Annotated in this window: 2 protein-coding genes and 1 pseudogene; 1 reads left to right on the top strand and 2 read right to left on the bottom strand. The window is 55.1% G+C overall.

Going from position 1 to position 1,664, the window contains the following annotated elements; translation table 11 throughout:
- Nucleotides 1-152 precede the first annotated feature (152 nt).
- Entirely contained in the window at nucleotides 153-1,043 is an 891-nt protein-coding gene (locus DQ405_RS26810) for a cation transporter (RefSeq protein ID WP_021210268.1), read from the top strand.
- A 193-nt stretch (nucleotides 1,044-1,236) separates the two neighbouring features.
- Here the strand turns inward: DQ405_RS26810 and DQ405_RS28020 are convergent.
- Together DQ405_RS28020 and DQ405_RS26795 are read right to left on the bottom strand one after the other, a co-directional pair.
- Nucleotides 1,237-1,362: pseudogene (locus DQ405_RS28020) on the bottom strand (arsenic resistance protein); the annotation flags it as partial.
- A 34-nt stretch (nucleotides 1,363-1,396) separates the two neighbouring features.
- Nucleotides 1,397-1,664 (bottom strand): HAD family hydrolase (locus tag DQ405_RS26795; RefSeq protein ID WP_168426501.1); only part of this gene is annotated, 268 nt, incomplete at its 5' end.

Below are 1,664 nucleotides of genomic sequence, written 5' to 3'. Positions count from 1 at the left end.
ATAGAAGCGGATCGTCTGTGTATCAATCCCTATTAGCCTTGCTAACTGACCAATGCGCATCGTGTGAATCCTCATCGGCTCTGCGTTATTGACCTTATAGTAGCTATAAGGCTTTTAATGATCCCATCTTCGATTTCAAGTGGAGCCGTATCATGAGCAAGTCCGATGGTCCCTGCGGCTGCGATGCGACGCCAGCCGCTGATGCCGATGTGCAAAACCCTTCCGATACGACGGGGCAATGGGTCAGTGTTTACGCCGTGCCCAAGATGGATTGTCCATCAGAAGAGCGAATGATCCGCTTGGCGCTGAATGGTTTGGACGGAGTTCGGAAGCTGACTTTTGATCTGTCGGACCGTCGGTTAGATGTCATGCATGACAGTGCCGTTGAGCCCATAACCAAAAAGCTGGCGACGTTAGGGCTAGGCGCCACTCTTCAGAAAACTGTCGCGGCAGACCCAGAGATGATCAAAGCCGCCGAGAATCCGGCGAACTCTACACAGGAATCCCGCTCCCTACGTTTACTGCTAGGCATCAACGCCTTCATGTTCGTGGTAGAGATGACTGCTGGCCTGATCGCCAGGTCCGCAGGTCTGATTGCCGATTCGCTCGACATGTTCGCTGACGCGGCAGTGTACGGCCTGGCCCTTTATGCGGTTGGGCGCAGCGTCAATCTGCAGGTGCGTGCTGCACACCTTGCTGGTGTGCTCCAGCTGATTTTGGCCCTCGGCGTGCTCGTAGAGGTGGTCAGACGCTTTATATTCGGCAGCGAGCCCGAGTCGCTGATAATGATGGCCGTCGCGTTCCTGGCATTGCTCGCCAACACGGGTTGTTTGCTGCTGATTTCCAAACACCGGGAAGGTGGTGCTCACATGAAAGCGAGCTGGATATTCTCCGCCAATGATGTGGTCATCAACATGGGGGTTATAGTCGCCGGAGCGCTCGTCGCTTGGACTGGGTCAAACTACCCAGACCTGATTATCGGTACCGTTGTGGGATTCATCGTTCTAAACGGCGCTCGGCGTATTCTGGCGCTCAAGAGCTAAAGAAGCTCCCGTTACAGAAAAAGGCGTCGTCATGCCTCTAAGCCATCCGGGTCTAGCGGCGTCAGCTAAAACTGGCGACGCAGCTTTAGCCGTTAGCGGATGGTGGGTATTGTAGAACGTGGGCTGCAAAGTCCATCAGCGAGACGAAGCCGCACTGATCGGCTTTCCTTCACGCTGTTGGTGGTAGCCCCGCTTAACCAATCAGCTCTACGAATGCCTGAGTGATCACAACCGCTGCGGCCAATGCGCGAACGGACTTTGGGAGCGCCATCGTCAGGAAAAGCACTACAAGCGAGTTGTGAGTGCTTGAACTGAAGGCCGATAGCTGGAGGCGACCTCGATGTGCGCTAGTGCTACGTTCTAGTGACAGTCCCCGTGCCCAAAATGTGGTCTGCAAATTCGATCAGGCTAGCTAATCGGTCAGGACCACGGATGGCATCGCGCTGGAGGTGGAAGCCATGCATTCCCAGCCTTTCGGGACCGAACACATCGGCCTCCAATGTATCGCCGATCATTGCAATGGAAGACGCTTTGCAACCCAACCGCTTTAGCAGATGTTCGTAGATCGCTGGCTCCGGTTTGATCGCGCCCACCTCGAAGCTCCAGGCATAGGCGTCAAAC

The organism is Pseudomonas sp. SST3 (assembly GCF_003325755.1).
The sequence above is the reverse complement of the archived record's forward strand: the minus strand, read 5'-3'. Positions and strand labels throughout refer to the sequence as shown.